Below are 18,730 nucleotides of genomic sequence, written 5' to 3'. Positions count from 1 at the left end.
ACCGGCCGCCGGTACGCCGACGGGGGCGCCCCTCTCTCCGGAGGGCGCCCCCGTCGGCGTACCGGCCACGGCGCCGGAGAAAGGCCGGGAAGACGTCAGAAGAAGACGGACCGGCGCTGTACCAGCAGCTTGTACAGCGTGTGCTGGATCTGCTCCCTGACCTGGTCGGTCAGGTTGAACATCAACATGGGGTCGTCCGCCGCCTCCGGCGGATGACCGTCCGTCGCGATCGGCTCGCCGAACTGGATGGTCCACTTGGTGGGCAGCGGGACCGCGCCCAGCGGACCCAGCCACGGGAAGGTCGGCGTGAGCGGGAAGTACGGGAAACCCAGCAGCCGGGCCAGCGTCTTGGCGTTGCCGATCATCGGGTAGATCTCCTCGGCCCCGACGATCGAGCACGGCACGATCGGCACACCCTGCCTGAGCGCCGTGGAGACGAACCCGCCCCGGCCGAACCGCTGCAGCTTGTAACGCTCGCTGAAGGGCTTGCCGATGCCCTTGAAGCCCTCCGGCATGACCCCGACCAGCTCACCCTGGCCGAGGAGGCGTTCGGCGTCCTCCGTACAGGCCAGGGTGTGGCCGAGCTTGCGGGCGAGTTCGTTGACGACCGGCAGGACGAACACCAGGTCCGCCGCGAGCAACCGCAGATGGCGGTCGGCCGGATGGTGGTCGTGGATGGCGACCTGCATCATCAGGGCGTCCAGCGGAAGCGTCCCGGAGTGGTTGGCGACGATCAGGGCACCGCCCTGGGACGGGATGTTCTCCACGCCCTTCACCTCGACCCGGAAGTACTTCTCGTACAACGGCCGCAGCAGCGACATCAGCACCTGGCCGGTGAGCTCGGCGTCGTAGCCGAAGTCGTCGACCTCGTAGTCACCGGTGAGACGGCGCCGCAGGAAGGCCAGGCCGCTCGCGATACGCCGCTCCAGGCCGTCGTCGCCGTCCCCCTGCGGTGGTCCGGGCGGCTCCTTCGCACGCACCCCCCGGGCCGGGGCGTCCTCCCTCGCGGCACCCCGGGCGGGTAGGGGCTGCACCTCCCCCGCCGGCGCCGTCTCGGCGCCCTTGCGTCGGCTTCCCGCGCCGCGGCGCCGCGACGGGCGCTGCGCCGCGCCGTTCCCGCGGGACCGGTCGTCGTCGAACGGAATGACCTTGGCGTCCGCCATCGTTGCTGCGCTCCTCAGTCGGCGCTCTGCGTCGGGAAGTGGCCGCTGCCCCGCGCGGACAGCGCCGCGATCCTGTCGACGGCCCCCGCGAGGGCCTCCGGCGGCAGCAGGCCGGGTCCCCGGCTGCGGGCGAAGTCCGCGAACGTCTGAGCGGTCGTGTACTTCGGCCGGAAACCCAGCGTCTCGCGCATCTGGGTGGTGTCCACGACCCGGCCGTGGGTGAGCAACCGGATCTGTTCGGGAGAGAAGTCCGTCATTCCCAGCGTACGCACCAGGGAGCCCGCCCAGGTGACCGCCGGGAGCAGCAGCGGCACGGTGGGCCGGCCCAGCCGCCGCGAGCACTGGGAGAGCAGCAGGACGCCGTCGCCGGCGATGTTGAAGGTGCCGCTGTTGAGGGTGCCCCGCGCCGGTTCGTGCGAGGCGGTCCGCAGCACCTCGATCACGTCGTCCTCGTGCACGAACTGCAACCGCGGGTCGTAGCCGAACACGGTCGGCAGCACCGGCAGCGAGAAGTACGAGGCGAGCGGCGTGTCGACGGTCGGGCCGAGGATGTTGGCGAACCGCAGCACGCACACGGCCACGTCGGGCCGGCGGCGCGCGAAACCCCGTACGTACCCCTCGACCTCCACCACGTCCTTGGCGAAGCCACCACTGGGCAGCGACTTGGGCGGAGTGGCCTCGGTGGAGACGGCCGGGTCGCGCGGGGCGGACCCGTAGACGTTCGTACTGGACTTGACCACGAGCCGCTTCACGGCCGGGGACTTCTGGCAGGCGCCCAGCAGCTGCATGGTGCCGATGACGTTGGTCTCCTTGACCGACGCCCGGCTGCCGCCGCCCAGCGGCGTGCCCGTGACGTCCAGGTGGACGACCGTGTCGACGCCCGCCTCGGCGAGGACGCGGGCGATGGTCGGCTGCCGGATGTCGGCCTGGACGAAGTCGGCGCCGCCCAGGTGGTGCTCGGGCGGGACCGCGTCCACGGCGACGACCCGGTCCACCTCGGGGTCACGCTGGATCCGCCGGACGAACCGGCCGCCCAGCTGACGGGCCACTCCGGTGACGAGCACGACCTTGCCCAAGATCAGAGCCTTCCTTCCGCCCTCGCCGTGTCCCTCGTGTTCCTGCTCGTACCCTGCCGCGTTCCCCACCCGCGGGCCAACTTAGCCGGTCGGCGTCGCGCCGCGGTGGCCACCCGATGCACGGCGTGACGAGAAATCGCGCCCGTACCCCCGGACGGCCCTGACGGCTTCGGCGACCCCTGCCATATGACCGTGGCCCCCCACCGCATTCGGTGGGGGGCCACGGGACACGCTGTCGCGGTGTCGCTTACTTCTTGTTGCGACGCTGGACGCGCGTGCGCTTCAGCAGCTTGCGGTGCTTCTTCTTGGCCATCCGCTTGCGCCGCTTCTTGATAACAGAGCCCACGACTACCCTCGCTCACTTCTCATCACTCGGTTGTTGGGCGCCATGGGCCCACACGACCTTCGAGGGGTTAGCCTACCCGGCCGCACGCCGAGCTCGTAATCGAGGGGGGTGGGAGAAGATCCGAACAGCCCTGAGGACCTTCCCCCGGTCACCGTCAGGCCGTTTCCACCCCCACATAGCTCTCGCGGAGGTACTCGTGAACCGCTTGCTCGGGGACGCGGAAGGACCGCCCCACCCGGATCGCGGGCAGATGACCACTGTGCACCAGCCGGTACACGGTCATCTTCGACACTCGCATCACCGAGGCGACTTCCGCCACGGTAAGGAACTGAACCTCGTTCAGAGGCCTCTCGCCAGCTGCAGCCATGACACACCTGCACCTTCCGCACTCGACGGCCACCGGCTTCCCCTTCCGGTGACTCTTCGTCGCTGCGTGCTCACTCCCCAGACTAGGGGCGGGTGATGCGAGTGGGGAAGAGGTGCACCCATCGGCGGCCTACTGGGACAGACACGCTCGATTGAGTACGTAGCGGGTAAGCGGACGGTAGTAATCGGACCGCACGGCGTCATCAAGCGGAACGACGACGGACACGGTCCCCTCTGCCTGACCGACGAAGGGCGCCGGGTCGTCCGTATCGGCCAGCCCGATGGCCTCGAACCCCAGCTGACCTGCTCCGCAGACCCAGCCGTGGTCCCCGATCACAAGCCCGGGAAGGGGCCCGCCGGCGTCGGCGGCCGCGGCCAGCGCGGTACGAACCGGGAGGGGCGAATGCGTGTGCGCGCCGGGCTCACGACCGGGGCGGAGAACGTCCGGTTCCCGCATCAACGCGACCCCTCGTACGTAGTCGAGGCGGTGCGTGCGTAGGCCGAACCGGGTCGTTATGTCGACACGGCGACCCTGCGCCGGGGTGAGGACAGTACATCCCGCCGCCGACAGGGCGTCTGCCAGAGCGGCGTAGAAGCCGAGTAACCGGTGGGGGTGCCCGGTGCCGATGAGGACGGGTTCCCCGCGCCGGGCGGCCGCCGTCAGCCGCTCGGAGAAGGCGTCCAGGGCGACCAGGGTGCGCTCCGGGTCGATCACGTCCTGTCCTGAGGTGTGATGCGGATCGTCCGACACACCGCACCTCTGCGCCATCAGCGCCAGCAGGTCCGGCTGCCGCCAGGCGCCCTCGGGGTCGAGGCCCATCAGCGCCCGGGGGTCCCGGGCGGCGAACAGCCGGTAGCTGTGCAGGCTCCGTTCCCGGGACGTGGCCACGACACCCGCGAGGCGGGTGGCCAGCAGATGGGTGCGCAGGGCCTCGGAGGACAGCACGGGGCGATGGTGGTGGACGGGAGCCGGGCCTGTACGGGGAACGGGGAAAACACCGCACGGTCGGCTCAACGGCGGCTCAGGCCAGCAGGCCCCGCAGCGGGAACACCGCCCGCCGCGCCGCCAGTACCGCCTGGTCCAACCGGTCCGCGGGGTCGTACCCGGCCTCCCAGTCGGCCCACTCCACCGGCCAGCGCCCGTCCGTCATCCGCGCCGGCGCCGACTGCCGCGTCCGGGCGAACACCTCCCGCCGCCACCCTTCCGGGATCACCGACACGGGCGCCACCGGGCGGCCCACCGCGATCCCCACCAGATGCGTCCACGACCGCGGTACGACGTCGACCACCGCGTACCCGCCCCCGCCCAGCGCCACCCACCGCCCCCCGGCGTACTCGTGCGCCAGTTCGTGGCAGGTCACCTGCACCGCCCGTTGCGCGTCCAGCGACACCGCCAGGTGCGCGAGCGGGTCCTCGAAGTGGGTGTCGGCGCCGTGCTGTGTCACCAGTACCTGCGGCCGGAAGCCGGCGATCAGTTCCGGCACCACGGCGTGGAACGCCCGCAGCCACCCCGCGTCCCCGGTCCCCGCCGGCAGCGCGACGTTCACAGCCGAGCCCTCCGCGCAGTCGGCGCCGGTCTCCTCCGGCCATCCGGTCTGCGGGAACAGGGTCCGCGGATGCTCGTGCAGCGAGATCGTCAGCACGCGCGGGTCCTCCCAGAACGCCGCCTGCACCCCGTCCCCGTGGTGCACGTCGACGTCGACGTACGCGACCCGTTCGGCGCCCAGTTCCAGCAGCCGCGCGATCGCCAGCGCCGCGTCGTTGTAGATGCAGAAGCCCGACGCCGCCGCCGGCATCGCGTGGTGCAGTCCGCCCGCGAAGTTCACCGCGTGCAGCGCCTCCCCGCGCCACACGGCCTCGGCCGCTCCCACCGACTGTCCCGCGATCAGCGCGGACACCTCGTGCATCCCCGCGAAGGCCGGATCGTCCAGCGTCCCCAGCCCGTACGACTGGTCCGCCGCCCTCGGGTCCGCGGAGGCCCTCTTCACGGCCTGGATGTAGTCCCGGCGGTGGACCAGCCCCAGCGTCGACTCCCCGGCCGCCTTCGCCGCGACCACCTCCGCCTCCCGGTCGAGCCCGAAGGCGCCGACCAGGCGGCGGGTGAGGGCGAGCCGGACCGGATCCATCGGATGGTCCGGGCCGAAGTCGTAGCCCGTTACTGCCTCGTCCCACATCAGCTGTGCGCGGCCGCTCATGCCCGTCACCGTATCGGGCCGGTCCGGCGGCGAGCGCCGGGCCCGTGCCCGCCCGTACGGCCTATCCGCGGGTGGGTCCGGACAGCAGGGTGATCAGTTCCGGCATGCGGGAGAAGAGGCGAGTGGCGCCCGTCAGCCTCTCGGCCGGCGTCATCGCGGTGAACCCGTAGACGTCCATCCCGGCCGCGACGGCCGCCTGTACGCCGAGCGGGCTGTCCTCGATCACGACGCACCGCTCCGGTGCGGTGCCCATGCGCTCGGCCGCGTGCAGGAACAGGTCCGGCGCGGGCTTGCCCCGTCCCACGTCCTGCGAGCTGAAGATCCGCCGGTCGTCGAACCAGCGGTCCAGCCCGGTCTTCCGGTGGCCCACCCGGATCCGCTCATGGCTCCCGGAGGAGGCCACGCAGTACGGCACTCCGTCCGCGGCCAGTTTCTCCAGCACGTCGGCGGCCCCTTCCACCGGTTCCAGGCCCTGCTGGAAGGCCGCGAAGACACGGCTGTGGAAAACGTCGTCGAAGTCCTCGGGCAGCCGGCGCCCCGTGCGTTCCCGGACGAGGTCGTGGACCCGGTGCATCGCGGCCCCCATGAAGTCACGGAGGGAGTCGTCGTAGGAGGTCGGATGGCCGAGTTCGGTGAGGTACGCGGCCAGGAGCCGGTTGGAGATCGGCTCACTGTCCACGAGGACGCCATCGTTGTCGAAGATGACGAGGTCATAGCGCATGGGGCGACACTAGACGAGGAAATGCAAGAGTGCGGAAATGCGGAAAACCCCGCATCATGTGATGCGGGGTTTTCCTCAACAATTGTTCGGCGGCGTCCTACTCTCCCACAGGGTCCCCCCTGCAGTACCATCGGCGCTGTAGAGCTTAGCTTCCGGGTTCGGAATGTAACCGGGCGTTTCCCCTACGCTATAACCACCGAAACACTATGAAACAAACAACAACCAGCAAAATGGCCGTTCGTGGTTTCAGAACCAACACAGTGGACGCGAGCAACTGAGGACAAGCCCTCGGCCTATTAGTACCGGTCACCTCCACACCTCACGGTGCTTCCAGATCCGGCCTATCAACCCAGTCGTCTACTGGGAGCCTTACCCCATCAAGTGGGTGGGAGTCCTCATCTCGAAGCAGGCTTCCCGCTTAGATGCTTTCAGCGGTTATCCCTCCCGAACGTAGCCAACCAGCCATGCCCTTGGCAGAACAACTGGCACACCAGAGGTTCGTCCGTCCCGGTCCTCTCGTACTAGGGACAGCCCTTCTCAAGACTCCTACGCGCACAGCGGATAGGGACCGAACTGTCTCACGACGTTCTAAACCCAGCTCGCGTACCGCTTTAATGGGCGAACAGCCCAACCCTTGGGACCGACTCCAGCCCCAGGATGCGACGAGCCGACATCGAGGTGCCAAACCATCCCGTCGATATGGACTCTTGGGGAAGATCAGCCTGTTATCCCCGGGGTACCTTTTATCCGTTGAGCGACGGCGCTTCCACAAGCCACCGCCGGATCACTAGTCCCGACTTTCGTCCCTGCTCGACCCGTCGGTCTCACAGTCAAGCTCCCTTGTGCACTTACACTCAACACCTGATTACCAACCAGGCTGAGGGAACCTTTGGGCGCCTCCGTTACCCTTTAGGAGGCAACCGCCCCAGTTAAACTACCCATCAGACACTGTCCCTGATCCGGATCACGGACCCAGGTTAGACATCCAGCACGACCAGACTGGTATTTCAACGACGACTCCACCCCAACTGGCGTTGGGACTTCACAGTCTCCCAGCTATCCTACACAAGCCGAACCGAACACCAATATCAAACTGTAGTAAAGGTCCCGGGGTCTTTCCGTCCTGCTGCGCGAAACGAGCATCTTTACTCGTAGTGCAATTTCACCGGGCCTATGGTTGAGACAGTCGAGAAGTCGTTACGCCATTCGTGCAGGTCGGAACTTACCCGACAAGGAATTTCGCTACCTTAGGATGGTTATAGTTACCACCGCCGTTTACTGGCGCTTAAGTTCTCAGCTTCGCCTGGACGAATCCAAGCTAACCGGTCCCCTTAACGTTCCAGCACCGGGCAGGCGTCAGTCCGTATACATCGCCTTACGGCTTCGCACGGACCTGTGTTTTTAGTAAACAGTCGCTTCTCGCTGGTCTCTGCGGCCACACCCAGCTCCAGCAGCACGTGCCTTCACCAGACGTGGCCCCCCTTCTCCCGAAGTTACGGGGGCATTTTGCCGAGTTCCTTAACCATAGTTCACCCGAACGCCTCGGTATTCTCTACCTGACCACCTGAGTCGGTTTAGGGTACGGGCCGCCATGAAACTCGCTAGAGGCTTTTCTCGACAGCATAGGATCATCCACTTCACCACAATCGGCTCGGCATCAGGTCTCAGACTGTATGCCAGGCGGATTTACCTACCTGACGTCCTACACCCTTACCCCGGGACAACCACCGCCCGGGATGGACTACCTTCCTGCGTCACCCCATCACTCACCTACTAACCGCTTGGTCCGGCGGCTCCACCACTTTCCTTTCCCCGAAGGGTCCGGAACGGCTTCACGGCCTTAGCATCACGATGCTCGATGTTTGACGCTTCACAGCGGGTACCGGAATATCAACCGGTTATCCATCGACTACGCCTGTCGGCCTCGCCTTAGGTCCCGACTTACCCTGGGCAGATCAGCTTGACCCAGGAACCCTTAGTCAATCGGCGCACACGTTTCTCACGTGTGAATCGCTACTCATGCCTGCATTCTCACTCGTCAACCGTCCACAACTACCTTCCGGTGCTGCTTCACCCGGCAGACGACGCTCCCCTACCCATCACGATCCCCGTTGGGGGTACATATCGCAATGACACGACTTCGGCGGTACGCTTGAGCCCCGCTACATTGTCGGCGCGGAATCACTAGACCAGTGAGCTATTACGCACTCTTTCAAGGGTGGCTGCTTCTAAGCCAACCTCCTGGTTGTCTCTGCGACTCCACATCCTTTCCCACTTAGCGTACGCTTAGGGGCCTTAGTCGATGCTCTGGGCTGTTTCCCTCTCGACCATGGAGCTTATCCCCCACAGTCTCACTGCCGCGCTCTCACTTACCGGCATTCGGAGTTTGGCTAAGGTCAGTAACCCGGTAGGGCCCATCGCCTATCCAGTGCTCTACCTCCGGCAAGAAACACACGACGCTGCACCTAAATGCATTTCGGGGAGAACCAGCTATCACGGAGTTTGATTGGCCTTTCACCCCTAACCACAGGTCATCCCCCAGGTTTTCAACCCTGGTGGGTTCGGTCCTCCACGAAGTCTTACCTCCGCTTCAACCTGCCCATGGCTAGATCACTCCGCTTCGGGTCTTGAGCGTGCTACTCCACCGCCCTATTCGGACTCGCTTTCGCTACGGCTACCCCACCCGGGTTAACCTCGCAACACACCGCAAACTCGCAGGCTCATTCTTCAAAAGGCACGCAGTCACGAGACACCAGCAAGCTGATGTCCGACGCTCCCACGGCTTGTAGGCACACGGTTTCAGGTACTATTTCACTCCCCTCCCGGGGTACTTTTCACCATTCCCTCACGGTACTATCCGCTATCGGTCACCAGGGAATATTTAGGCTTAGCGGGTGGTCCCGCCAGATTCACACGGGATTTCTCGGGCCCCGTGCTACTTGGGTGTCTCTCAAACGAGCCGCTGACGTTTCGACTACGGGGGTCTTACCCTCTACGCCGGACCTTTCGCATGTCCTTCGCCTACATCAACGGTTTCTCACTCGTCTCACGGCCGGCAGACCGTGAAAGAGAGATCCCACAACCCCGCATACGCAACCCCTGCCGGGTCTCACACGCATACGGTTTGGCCTCATCCGGTTTCGCTCGCCACTACTCCCGGAATCACGGTTGTTTTCTCTTCCTGCGGGTACTGAGATGTTTCACTTCCCCGCGTTCCCTCCACACTGCCTATGTGTTCAGCAGCGGGTGACAGCCCATGACGACTGCCGGGTTTCCCCATTCGGACACCCCCGGATCAAAGCCTGGTTGACGACTCCCCGGGGCCTATCGCGGCCTCCCACGTCCTTCATCGGTTCCTGGTGCCAAGGCATCCACCGTGCGCCCTTAAAAACTTGGCCACAGATGCTCGCGTCCACTGTGCAGTTCTCAAACAACGACCAGCCACCCGTCACAACCCGCCGAAGCAGACCTTTACCGGGGCCGGCGACTGAAGGCGACCACACGGCCGAACCCTCAGACACCCAACAGCGTGCCCGACACCCCTCGCTGACAAGAACCACGTTCCACGCCGAAGCAGTACTAGCGCTCTCATCATCCGAAGTGTGCCGAGTAGTCAACGTTCCACCCATGAGCAACCAGTGCGAGACGTTCGCTCGCATGCTGGCCTCTGACCAGCCCGAAGGGCCGGTAAGAAGTGCTCCTTAGAAAGGAGGTGATCCAGCCGCACCTTCCGGTACGGCTACCTTGTTACGACTTCGTCCCAATCGCCAGTCCCACCTTCGACAGCTCCCTCCCACAAGGGGTTGGGCCACCGGCTTCGGGTGTTACCGACTTTCGTGACGTGACGGGCGGTGTGTACAAGGCCCGGGAACGTATTCACCGCAGCAATGCTGATCTGCGATTACTAGCGACTCCGACTTCATGGGGTCGAGTTGCAGACCCCAATCCGAACTGAGACCGGCTTTTTGAGATTCGCTCCACCTCACGGTATCGCAGCTCATTGTACCGGCCATTGTAGCACGTGTGCAGCCCAAGACATAAGGGGCATGATGACTTGACGTCGTCCCCACCTTCCTCCGAGTTGACCCCGGCGGTCTCCCGTGAGTCCCCAGCACCACAAGGGCCTGCTGGCAACACGGGACAAGGGTTGCGCTCGTTGCGGGACTTAACCCAACATCTCACGACACGAGCTGACGACAGCCATGCACCACCTGTACACCGACCACAAGGGGGACCCTGTCTCCAGGGTTTTCCGGTGTATGTCAAGCCTTGGTAAGGTTCTTCGCGTTGCGTCGAATTAAGCCACATGCTCCGCCGCTTGTGCGGGCCCCCGTCAATTCCTTTGAGTTTTAGCCTTGCGGCCGTACTCCCCAGGCGGGGCACTTAATGCGTTAGCTGCGGCACGGACGACGTGGAATGTCGCCCACACCTAGTGCCCACCGTTTACGGCGTGGACTACCAGGGTATCTAATCCTGTTCGCTCCCCACGCTTTCGCTCCTCAGCGTCAGTATCGGCCCAGAGATCCGCCTTCGCCACCGGTGTTCCTCCTGATATCTGCGCATTTCACCGCTACACCAGGAATTCCGATCTCCCCTACCGAACTCTAGCCTGCCCGTATCGACTGCAGACCCGGGGTTAAGCCCCGGGCTTTCACAACCGACGCGACAAGCCGCCTACGAGCTCTTTACGCCCAATAATTCCGGACAACGCTCGCGCCCTACGTATTACCGCGGCTGCTGGCACGTAGTTAGCCGGCGCTTCTTCTGCAGGTACCGTCACTTGCGCTTCTTCCCTGCTGAAAGAGGTTTACAACCCGAAGGCCGTCATCCCTCACGCGGCGTCGCTGCATCAGGCTTGCGCCCATTGTGCAATATTCCCCACTGCTGCCTCCCGTAGGAGTCTGGGCCGTGTCTCAGTCCCAGTGTGGCCGGTCGCCCTCTCAGGCCGGCTACCCGTCGTCGCCTTGGTGAGCCATTACCTCACCAACAAGCTGATAGGCCGCGGGCTCATCCTGCACCGCCGGAGCTTTCCAGCCTCACGGATGCCCGTGAAACTCGTATCCGGTATTAGACCCCGTTTCCAGGGCTTGTCCCAGAGTGCAGGGCAGATTGCCCACGTGTTACTCACCCGTTCGCCACTAATCCACCCCCGAAGGGGCTTCATCGTTCGACTTGCATGTGTTAAGCACGCCGCCAGCGTTCGTCCTGAGCCAGGATCAAACTCTCCGTGAATGCTTCCCCGTACTCGGGGCGACACACACGAGAGCGGTGCGAGGGAAGGAATAATCCCCCCGCACACAGCATCCTCGCTGTGATTTTTCAAAGGAACCTCGACCATCGGAAAGATCCGACGGACGGGGCATCAACATATCTGGCGTTGACTTTTGGCACGCTGTTGAGTTCTCAAGGAACGGACGCTTCCTTCGTACTCACCCTCTCGGGCTTTCCTCCGGGCGCTTCCCTTCGGTGTCTCCGACTCTATCAGATCGTTTTCCGATCCGATTTCCTCGGCGCTTTCCAGGTTCCCGCTTCCGCGTTTCCCTTTCCGGCGATTCCGACTCTATCAGATCCTTTCGGGCCTGATTCCCAGTCAGCGGGAGTTGCCTTCCCGGCCCTTGGGCCGTTCCGACGAGTGAGACTTTAGCGGATTCCCGGCTCCCGAGCTAATCGGGGGCCGTGTCCTTTCGAACGCGGATTCCTCATTCCGTGAATACGCATGCCAAGAACACGACGCCAGATCGACTGGTCGTCGGGAGTGGATTGGTACTCGTGGAATGGCTGTCCGGGGACCGACCGGGGTCGGCGCTCACGTCGGACAACTCGGAGAACAGTACGGATGCGAACAGGGTGTGTCAACCCCGGGGTGGAACGACCTCCGCAGGCGTGCGCTGGGCGACATGACGACGCGTACGTGCACCCTTCAGTGGTGGGCCGCCTGACGGCGGCCGCGCTCACGTACGCACTCGACGGCCGCCGCCTCGGCGGCCGTTTTCGTATCTCCCTCCAGGAGCGGCCGGCGGACGGCGGCGGCCCCGGCCAGGAGGTGGAGAGATGACACGGCTCTTCAGCGGGGTCAAGCCGACCGGGCACCTGACACTGGGGAACTACCTGGGGGCCGTGCGGCAGTGAGCCGCGGTGGACCAGTACCGGGCCGACGCGCTGTTCTGCGTCGTGGACCTGCACGCGCTGACCGTGGAGCACGATCCCGCGCGGGTGCGCAGGCTCAGCCGGCAGGCGGCGTCGCTGTTGCTGGCGGCGGGGCTGGATCCGCGGGTGTGCACCGTGTTCGTGCAGAGCCACGTGGACGAGCACGCGCGGCTGTCGTACCTGCTGGAGTGCGTCGCGACCGACGGGGAGATGCGGCGGATGATCCAGTACAAGGAGAAGGCCGCGCGGGAGCGGGAGCGGGGCGGGAGCGTGCGGCTGTCGCTGCTGACGTATCCCGCGCTGATGGCGGCGGACATCCTGGCGTACGGGGCCGACGAGGTGCCGGTGGGGGACGACCAGGCGCAGCACGTGGAGCTGGCGCGGGATCTGGCGGTGCGGTTCAACCACCGGTACGGGCACACGTTCGTGGTGCCGAGGGCCACGGTGCCGGGGGTGGCGGCGCGGGTGATGAACCTGCAGGAGCCCGCGTCGAAGATGGGCAAGAGCGACGACACCGGACCGGGGATCGTCCATCTGCTCGACGAGCCGGACGTGGTGCGGAGGAAGATCATGCGGGCCGTGACCGACAGCGGGCGGGAGGTCGTGTACGACCGGGAGGCCCGGCCGGGGGTGGCGAACCTGCTGGAGATCCTCGCGGCCTGCACGGGCGGGGACCCGGAGGAGCTGAGCGGTGCGTACGAGTCGTACGGCGCCCTGAAGGAGGACACCGCGGAGGCCGTGGTGGAGGTGCTGCGGCCGGTGCGGGCGCGGCACAAGGAGCTGTGCGCGGATCCCGGCCACGTGGAGGGGGTGCTGCGGGACGGTGCGCGCAGGGCCCGTGCGATGGCGCGGCCGACCGTGGACGCCGCTTACCGGGCGATCGGGTTGCTGCCGCCCGTCGCGGAGCCGGTGAGGCCGGTGGTGAACGCGGCCCGGTAGGCGCGGGGGCTGGTGGCGAGGCGCGACGCGAAGTGCTGGCGCATCGTGACCTCGCTGCCGAAGCCCGCGCGGCGGGCGACCTCGGGCATGGGGAGGTCGGTGCGTTCCAGGAGGCGCTGGGCCGCGGCGAGGCGCTGGTCGAGGAGCCAGCGCAGGGGGGTGGTGCCGGTAGCCGCGGTGAAGTGGCGGGCGAAGGTGCGCGGGGACATACCGGCGCGGGCGGCGAGACCGGCGACGGTGAGGGGTTGGTGGAGGTGGCGCAGGGCGTGTTCGCGGACGGCGGCCAGGGCGTCGGCGTCGCGGTCCGTCCGGGGGGTGGGGTGCTCGATGAACTGTGCCTGGGTTCCGGTGCGGAAGGGGGCCGTGACCATGGAGCGGGCGATGGTGGCGGCGGTCTCGGCGCCGTGGGCGAGGCGGACGAGGTGGAGGCAGAGGTCGATGCCGGCCGCCGTGCCCGCGGAGGTCCAGATGCCGTCGTCCTCGATGAACAGGGCGTCGGGGACGACGGTGACGTGGGGATGGCGGGCGCGGAAGAGGTCGACGAGGTTCCAGTGGGTGATGGCGCGGCGGCCGTCGAGGAGGCCGGCCTGGGCGAGGGTGAAGGCGCCGCCGCACAGGGCGGCGATGGGGGTGCCGCGGGCGTGGGCGCGGCGGAGGGCCTCCAGGACGGGGGCGGGTGCGGGGGTGAGGTGGTCGTCGAGGCCGGGGACCAGGACGAGGTCGGCACGGGTGAGCCAGGCCAGGGTGCGGTCGGGGTGGAGGGTGAGGCCACCGCGCAGGGGGACGGGGGTGGCGGTGTCGGCGGCGACCCTGCGCAGGACGAAGGCGGGGACGCCGCGGTCGGTGCGGTCGGTGCCCCAGACCTCGGTGACGACCGAGGTGTCGAAGGCGCGGATGCCGGGGAAGGCGACGAGGGCCACGCGGTGCATGCGCGGCAGTAAACCATCGATCGATGACTTTCCCACCTCTGGAACGGGCGGTCCGGCGGCGGGATGCTCTGGGCATGGAGATCGCGAAGAACGCGGCGCTGGTGGTCGTGGACGTGCAGAAGGGCTTCGACGAGACCGGCTTCTGGGGGCCGCGGAACAACCCGGGAGCCGACGGGAACATCGCCGCGCTCATCGACACCTGGCAGGCGACGGGGCGGCCGGTCGTCTTCGTCCGGCACGACTCGGTGGAGCCGCGGTCGCCGCTGCGGCCGGGGCACGAGGGCAACGGCTTCAAGGACTACGTGGAACAGCGGCGCGGAAAGGGGGCGGGGCACGAGCTGCTGGTGACCAAGAGTGTGAACTCGGCGTTCTACGGCACGCCCGATCTGGACGCCTGGCTGAGGGCTGAGGGTGTCTCGCAGATCGTGCTGACCGGCATCCAGACCAACCTGTGTGTCGAGACGACGGCACGGATGGGCGGGAACCTGGGGTACGACGTGGTGGTGGCGTACGACGCGACGCACACCTTCGATCTGAGCGGGCCGTTCGGCTGGCGCGGGAGCGCGGACGAACTGGGGCGGGCTTCGGCGGTGTCGCTGCACGGGGACGGGTTCGCCCGGGTGGTGCTCACGAAGGAGGTCGTGGACGCGGCGGGGTGACCGCCCCCGGCGTGCGGCGGCGGGTCAGCCGTTGTTGCCGGAGGCCAGTTCGCGGCTGCGGTCGCGGGCGGCTTCGAGGGCGGCGATGAGGGCGGCCCGTACGCCGTGGTTCTCCAGTTCGCGGATGGCGCTGATGGTGGTGCCGGCGGGGGAGGTGACGTTCTCGCGGAGCTTGACCGGGTGTTCGCCGCTGTCGCGGAGCATCGTCGCGGCGCCGATGGCGGACTGGACGATCAGGTCGTGGGCCTTGTCGCGGGGCAGGCCGAGGAGGATGCCGGCGTCGGTCATGGCTTCGACCAGGTAGAAGAAGTAGGCCGGGCCGGAGCCGGAGAGGGCGGTGCAGGCGTCCTGCTGGGACTCGGGGACGCGGAGCGTCTTGCCGACGGCGCCGAAGATCTCCTCGGCGTGGGCGAGGTGCTCGGCGGTGGCGTGGGTGCCGGCGGAGATGACGGACATCGCCTCGTCGACGAGGGCGGGGGTGTTCGTCATGACGCGGACGACCGGGGTGCCGGGGGCGAGGCGCTCCTCGAAGAAGGCGGTGGGAATGCCGGCGGCGCCGCTGATGACCAGGCGGTCGGCGGGGATGTGGGGGGCGAGTTCGTCGAGGAGGGTGCCCATGTCCTGCGGCTTGACCGTGAGGATCAGGGTGTCGGCGGTCTTGGCGGCCTCGGCGTTGGTGACCGGGGCGACTCCGTGGCGGGCGCGGAGCTCTTCGGCCCGTTCCGGGCGGCGGGCGGTGACCAGGAGGTCGGCCGGGGCCCAGCCTGCTCGGATCATTCCGCTGAGCAGGGCTTCGCCGATCTTGCCGGTGCCGAGGACTGCGACTTTCTGCGTCATGGTGCGGGTGCCCTCCGGGGTTGCGTCGTCCGGGTTCATCCTCGCACCGGGGGGCGGGGGCCGGGGCGGGTGTCCGGTGGGCGGGACGGCGGGCCGGTGCCGGGCGGGGCGGGGGCCGCGGCGCGGCGGCGGGCCGGCCGGTCAGGAGCGGCGGCGCTTCCTGGCGGGGCTGCCCGAGCGGCGGGCGGTGCGCTTCTCGTGCCGCGCGCGGGCACGCTCGTACTCGGCCCGGTGCAGTTTCTCGCCGGGGGCCTCGGTGAGGGAGCGGAGGAAGTAGGCGGCGAGGGAGCCGATGAAGCCGACGGCGAGCAGGCCCCGCAGGGACGCCTGGCGCTCGGGGTCGGGGCGGCTGGTGAAGCCGGCCCAGGTGTGGCGGAAGGCCAGGGCGCTGCACACCGCGAACATCACCACCATGAGCACCGTGACGAAGCCGCCGACGCCGGCGATCCGCAGGCCCTGGTAGGCGGCGCGCAGGACGAGGCAGGAGGCGGCCGCCGCGGTGAGGGAGCCCACGGCCACGGCGGCGCGGCGGACGGTGTAGCCGTTCCCGTGCTCCACCCACGTGGTGCCGAAGAAGCGGATGGGCTCCGGGCGGGGGCCGGTGGGGGGCGGGGAGCCCGCGGAGGCGTCCGGGATGCCGTTCTCTGCGCTCACGGGTCGATTATGGCGCCGGGGACGGCGGGGACCGCCGCGGGCTCCGGGCGGGATCAGGCGCAGCGGGAGGCGACGTAGCCGTCGCTGCCCGTCCGCACGTACGCGTCGGAGACGTACTCGCCGTCGCTGATGTTGTCCCAGATCCTGCTGGTGCCGTACGGGCCCGTCACCGTCGTGCCCGGCGTCTGGCAGTAGATCGGGACGCTGGTTCCCTCGGGCAGGACGCGCACGAGGGGGTAGCCGGTGCCGGGGCCGCTGCGGACGTTGAGGCGGACCCCCGGGGCGACCGGGTAGTAGCGCACGGCCGTGGCCGCCGCCGTCGCGGTGTCCGCGCTGCCGGCCCGGACCTCGCCGGCGTGTTCCTCGGCACGGTCGACTGACATGAGAACCTCCCCCGTCGGACCCCGCGGCTGTCGCGGGGTCCCGTCGACTCCCCCGTCTCACCCGATGAAACAGGAGTTCGTATCTGGTCCGGGAGGCTAGCAAGCCGCCTCGGTCCTGTTCGAGTCATCGATTAGGCTCCGTGCGTCGCGCGCGGACGAACAGCACGGGGGTGGGTCCCATGGCGGCATCGCACAGCACCGGAGCGACTGCGGAAGCGGAACTTCCGGAATACGCCGGTCACTATCGCCTGGAGTCCGTTCTGGGATCAGGCGGCATGGGGGTCGTGCACCTGGCCCGCAGCACCTCGGGGATGAAGCTCGCGGTGAAGGTCGTCCATGCCGAGTTCGCCAGGGATCCCGAGTTCAGGGGGCGGTTCCGGCAGGAGGTGGCCGCGGCGCGGCGCGTCAGCGGCGCCTTCACCGCGCCCGTCGTCGACGCCGATCCGGAGGCCGGGCGGCCCTGGATGGCCACGTTGTTCATCCCGGGGGAGACCCTGGCGGAACACGTGAAGCGGAACGGGCCGATGGATCCGGCGCGGTTGCGCCGCCTGATGGCCGGGCTCGCCGAGGCGCTGCGCGACATCCACCGGGTCGGGGTCGTGCACCGGGACCTGAAGCCGAGCAACGTCCTGCTCGCCGAGGACGGGCCGAAGGTCATCGACTTCGGCATCTCCCGGCCGTCGGACAGCGAACTGCGCACGGAGACCGGCAAGTTGATCGGCACACCGCCGTTCATGGCGCCCGAGCAGTTCCGCCGGCCCCGGGAGGTGGGCCCCGCGGCCGACGTCTTCGCGCTCGGGTCGGTGCTGGTGCACGCCGCGACCGGGCGCGGGCCGTTCGACTCCGACAGCCCCTACGTCGTCGCCTACCAGGTCGTCCACGACGAACCCGACCTGACCGGCGTACCGGAGGAACTCGCCCCGCTGGTACGGCGGTGCCTGGCCAAGGAACCCGCGCAACGACCGACTCCGGATCAGTTGATGCGCGAACTGCGGTCGGTGGCGTCCTCCTACGACACGCAGGCGTTCGTCGCGGAACCGCGGGCGGAGGACACGGAGCGGCCGGGGGCCGCGGCGCCGGGGGCCCCCACGGCGGGGCAGGGGACCGCGGGACGGCGGTTCCCCGGGCGCCGGGGCGGGCGGGCGGTGCTGGCGGGGGCGGCGCTGGTGCTCGTCGTGGGCGGCGCGTTCGCCTCCCTGCGGCTGGTCGGCCCGGGGGACGCCGCGCCGCACGGGGCCCACGCCGCGGCGGCGCGCTCCGCATCCGTTGCCTGGCGGGCGGAGCCGGTGGTGCCGGACGGCGGCATGCCGCACTGCTCGTACGGGGCCGGCACGTTGTTCTGCGCCCAGCGGGGCGGGGTCTTCGCCCTCGACCCGTCCGACGGCGACGTGCTGTGGCGGCGTTCGGTCCCCGCGCGGCCCACGAGCGGACCACCGGTGGTCTCGGGCGGGCTCGTCCGGCTCCCCGCGGGCCCGGACGGGTTCCCGCAGGCGCTCGACCCCGCGTCGGGCACCGCCGTCGGGCGGGCGGGCCCGCCCGCGCACGGCTCGGCCCGGTACGCCGGCGACATGCTGCTGCTCGCGGCGGCCGACGGCACCCTCACCGGTGTGGACGGCGCCTCGGGGCGCACGGCGTGGACCCGCCGGGCGGCGGGGCACAGCGGGCCGTCGCTCGCCTCGTTCGCGGGGGACCCGCTGGCCTATGTGACGAGCACGGCCGGCGACGGGTCCGGTACGCGGATCACCGCGGTCGTCCCGGAGACGGGCGACGTGCGCTGGGAGGCGCGGCTGAGCGGGACGCTGCGGCCGGTCGGGACCCGGGACGGCTCCGTCTTCCTCCTCGCCACCGGCCGGCGCGACGGCGACACCGTCGCCCTCGTCCGGTACGACCCGCACTCCGGCGCGTCGAGCCGGGTGACGCTGCCCGTGCCCCGCCCGGACGTCCGCGCCACGGTCCACGGCAACGTCGTGTACCTGCTGGGGGCGGGCGGCTCGCTGGAGGCCGTCGACATGGAAGCGGGCGAGCGGCTGTGGCACCTGGAGACGTCCGTGCCGCGCGGCTCGGCCCCCGTCTCCGACGGCCGCCACGTCTACCTCACCGCCCCCGACGGCCGTCTCCTCGCCGTCGGCGCCGGTGACGGCAGGCTCGTCGGCCAGACCCCCGCGCGGCTCGGCACCGGCTCCGACCGGGTCGCCGCCGCCCTGCCCGAGCCGGTCCTCGCCCGCGGTCACGTCTACGGCGGCGCCCCCGACGGCACGGTCTTCGCCGTGGACGGAGGGGATCCGTCGGCCTGGTAGGGCGCGGCCGGGGACGGC

Annotated in this window: 14 protein-coding genes, 3 rRNA genes and 1 pseudogene; 4 read left to right on the top strand and 14 right to left on the bottom strand. The window is 68.5% G+C overall.

What is annotated here, in order from left to right; all coding sequences use genetic code 11:
• Positions 1-95: 95 nt before the first annotated feature.
• The 10 genes from ACSU6Z_RS16450 to ACSU6Z_RS16405 all read right to left on the bottom strand — a co-directional run bounded on the left by ACSU6Z_RS16450 (position 96) and on the right by ACSU6Z_RS16405 (position 11,099).
• Positions 96-1,163 carry a lysophospholipid acyltransferase family protein gene (locus ACSU6Z_RS16450; protein ID WP_437046455.1) on the bottom strand — a complete coding sequence of 356 codons (1,068 nt, stop codon included), beginning with the start codon at positions 1,161-1,163 and terminating at the stop codon, positions 96-98.
• Positions 1,164-1,177: 14 nt separating this feature from the next.
• Positions 1,178-2,239 (bottom strand): NAD-dependent epimerase/dehydratase family protein, encoded by a 1,062-nt coding sequence (locus ACSU6Z_RS16445; RefSeq protein WP_437046453.1) that lies wholly within the window; start codon positions 2,237-2,239, stop codon positions 1,178-1,180.
• Between the two features lie 247 nt (positions 2,240-2,486).
• Positions 2,487-2,585 carry a 30S ribosomal protein bS22 gene (locus tag ACSU6Z_RS16440; RefSeq protein WP_003948845.1) on the bottom strand — a complete coding sequence of 33 codons (99 nt, stop codon included), beginning with the start codon at positions 2,583-2,585 and terminating at the stop codon, positions 2,487-2,489.
• Positions 2,586-2,739: 154 nt separating this feature from the next.
• The gene (locus ACSU6Z_RS16435; RefSeq protein WP_004984898.1) at positions 2,740-2,952 is read right to left on the bottom strand and encodes a helix-turn-helix domain-containing protein; all 213 of its coding nucleotides are present in this window, start codon (positions 2,950-2,952) and stop codon (positions 2,740-2,742) included.
• Between the two features lie 129 nt (positions 2,953-3,081).
• Positions 3,082-3,897 carry a phosphatase gene (locus tag ACSU6Z_RS16430; protein ID WP_437046451.1) on the bottom strand — a complete coding sequence of 272 codons (816 nt, stop codon included), beginning with the start codon at positions 3,895-3,897 and terminating at the stop codon, positions 3,082-3,084.
• Between the two features lie 76 nt (positions 3,898-3,973).
• A complete protein-coding gene (locus tag ACSU6Z_RS16425) occupies positions 3,974-5,146 on the bottom strand; it encodes an acetoin utilization protein AcuC (RefSeq protein WP_437046450.1) in 1,173 nt (390 codons plus the stop codon).
• Between the two features lie 61 nt (positions 5,147-5,207).
• Entirely contained in the window at positions 5,208-5,867 is a 660-nt protein-coding gene (locus ACSU6Z_RS16420; protein WP_437046448.1) for an HAD family hydrolase, read from the bottom strand.
• 84 nt (positions 5,868-5,951) lie between these two features.
• Positions 5,952-6,068, bottom strand: a 5S ribosomal RNA gene (gene rrf, locus ACSU6Z_RS16415).
• 75 nt (positions 6,069-6,143) lie between these two features.
• A 23S ribosomal RNA gene (locus ACSU6Z_RS16410) occupies positions 6,144-9,265 on the bottom strand.
• Between the two features lie 307 nt (positions 9,266-9,572).
• Positions 9,573-11,099: ribosomal RNA gene (locus ACSU6Z_RS16405) — 16S ribosomal RNA — on the bottom strand.
• The 16S, 23S and 5S rRNA genes sit together here, the layout of an rRNA operon.
• Positions 11,100-11,793: 694 nt before the next feature.
• Between ACSU6Z_RS16405 and ACSU6Z_RS16400 the strand changes: the two genes are divergently transcribed.
• Positions 11,794-11,922 carry a hypothetical protein gene (locus tag ACSU6Z_RS16400; protein WP_437046446.1) on the top strand — a complete coding sequence of 43 codons (129 nt, stop codon included), beginning with the start codon at positions 11,794-11,796 and terminating at the stop codon, positions 11,920-11,922.
• Positions 11,919-12,953, top strand: a pseudogene (trpS, locus tag ACSU6Z_RS16395) (tryptophan--tRNA ligase). The gene ACSU6Z_RS16400 and the pseudogene trpS overlap by 4 nt, the downstream one beginning before the upstream one ends.
• On the opposite strand, the gene ACSU6Z_RS16390 reads toward trpS, so the two are convergent.
• Positions 12,884-13,882 carry a GlxA family transcriptional regulator gene (locus tag ACSU6Z_RS16390; RefSeq protein WP_437046444.1) on the bottom strand — a complete coding sequence of 333 codons (999 nt, stop codon included), beginning with the start codon at positions 13,880-13,882 and terminating at the stop codon, positions 12,884-12,886. The pseudogene trpS and the gene ACSU6Z_RS16390 overlap by 70 nt on opposite strands.
• A gap of 74 nt (positions 13,883-13,956) precedes the next feature.
• Here ACSU6Z_RS16390 and ACSU6Z_RS16385 point away from each other — a divergent pair, with 74 nt between their 5' ends.
• The gene (locus ACSU6Z_RS16385) at positions 13,957-14,541 is read left to right on the top strand and encodes a cysteine hydrolase family protein (RefSeq protein ID WP_437050345.1); all 585 of its coding nucleotides are present in this window, start codon (positions 13,957-13,959) and stop codon (positions 14,539-14,541) included.
• Between the two features lie 24 nt (positions 14,542-14,565).
• On the opposite strand, the gene proC is transcribed toward ACSU6Z_RS16385, so the two are convergent.
• The 3 genes from proC to ACSU6Z_RS16370 all read right to left on the bottom strand — a co-directional run bounded on the left by proC (position 14,566) and on the right by ACSU6Z_RS16370 (position 16,415).
• A complete protein-coding gene (gene proC / locus ACSU6Z_RS16380) occupies positions 14,566-15,378 on the bottom strand; it encodes a pyrroline-5-carboxylate reductase (RefSeq protein ID WP_437046442.1) in 813 nt (270 codons plus the stop codon).
• Positions 15,379-15,519: 141 nt separating this feature from the next.
• Entirely contained in the window at positions 15,520-16,032 is a 513-nt protein-coding gene (locus ACSU6Z_RS16375) for an EamA/RhaT family transporter (protein ID WP_437046440.1), read from the bottom strand.
• 53 nt (positions 16,033-16,085) lie between these two features.
• Positions 16,086-16,415 (bottom strand): SH3 domain-containing protein, encoded by a 330-nt coding sequence (locus tag ACSU6Z_RS16370; protein WP_437046439.1) that lies wholly within the window; start codon positions 16,413-16,415, stop codon positions 16,086-16,088.
• A gap of 179 nt (positions 16,416-16,594) precedes the next feature.
• On the opposite strand from ACSU6Z_RS16370, the gene ACSU6Z_RS16365 reads away from it, so the two are divergent.
• A complete protein-coding gene (locus tag ACSU6Z_RS16365) occupies positions 16,595-18,712 on the top strand; it encodes a serine/threonine-protein kinase (RefSeq protein WP_437046437.1) in 2,118 nt (705 codons plus the stop codon).
• Positions 18,713-18,730: the final 18 nt, after the last annotated feature.

Source organism: Streptomyces sp. enrichment culture (genome assembly GCF_964273145.1).
In the GTDB taxonomy this organism is placed as follows: Bacteria; Actinomycetota; Actinomycetes; order Streptomycetales; family Streptomycetaceae; genus Streptomyces.
This window is presented reverse-complemented; position numbering and strand designations above follow the sequence as displayed.

Bases quoted from the DNA above. Each gene is read 5' to 3' on its own strand.
- ACSU6Z_RS16450 (WP_437046455.1), bottom strand. From the start codon at position 1,163: ATGGCGGACGCCAAGGTCATTCCGTTCGACGACGACCGGTCCCGCGGG.
- ACSU6Z_RS16435 (WP_004984898.1), bottom strand. From the start codon at position 2,952: ATGGCTGCAGCTGGCGAGAGGCCTCTGAACGAGGTTCAGTTCCTTACC.
- ACSU6Z_RS16425 (WP_437046450.1), bottom strand. From the start codon at position 5,146: ATGAGCGGCCGCGCACAGCTGATGTGGGACGAGGCAGTAACGGGCTAC.
- ACSU6Z_RS16420 (WP_437046448.1), bottom strand. From the start codon at position 5,867: ATGCGCTATGACCTCGTCATCTTCGACAACGATGGCGTCCTCGTGGAC.
- ACSU6Z_RS16390 (WP_437046444.1), bottom strand. From the start codon at position 13,882: ATGCACCGCGTGGCCCTCGTCGCCTTCCCCGGCATCCGCGCCTTCGAC.
- ACSU6Z_RS16385 (WP_437050345.1), top strand. From the start codon at position 13,957: ATGGAGATCGCGAAGAACGCGGCGCTGGTGGTCGTGGACGTGCAGAAG.
- proC (WP_437046442.1), bottom strand. From the start codon at position 15,378: ATGACGCAGAAAGTCGCAGTCCTCGGCACCGGCAAGATCGGCGAAGCC.
- ACSU6Z_RS16370 (WP_437046439.1), bottom strand. From the start codon at position 16,415: ATGTCAGTCGACCGTGCCGAGGAACACGCCGGCGAGGTCCGGGCCGGC.
- ACSU6Z_RS16365 (WP_437046437.1), top strand. From the start codon at position 16,595: ATGGCGGCATCGCACAGCACCGGAGCGACTGCGGAAGCGGAACTTCCG.